Source organism: Streptomyces sp. BE303 (assembly GCF_036290945.1).
Lineage (GTDB): Bacteria > Actinomycetota > Actinomycetes > Streptomycetales > Streptomycetaceae > Kitasatospora.
Window position 1 is genome coordinate 1 of record NZ_JAQYWZ010000475.1, and the last position, 318, is coordinate 318.

Sequence of the window (318 nt, forward strand, 5' to 3'; positions counted from 1 at the left end):
GTTCGCCGACCCGCAGGAGCGGACCGCCCCCCAGAACGCCCTCGCCTAAATGGGCCTGGTGGCCGGTACGCCCCAGCGCGACGTAGCGGTCGACGCGGTCTTCGTCCGCTCCACCACCAACAAAAAGTAAACCACCAACCCCACAAGAAAAAAAAAAACACACAACAACAACACCAAAAAAAAAACAAAAAAAAAAAAAACAAACACACCAAACAAAAAAAACCAAAAAAAAAAAAAAATAAAAAACAACACACCAAAACAAAATATATAAAAAAAAAAAAAAAAAAAAAACCCCACACCCCAAAAAAAAAAAAAAAA

1 protein-coding gene is annotated in these 318 nt (G+C 40.9%); it reads right to left on the reverse strand.

Annotated elements, in window-relative coordinates; all coding sequences use genetic code 11:
- The coding region (locus PUR56_RS09365; RefSeq protein ID WP_329948535.1) for a hypothetical protein at positions 1-318 on the reverse strand (318 nt) is incomplete at both ends.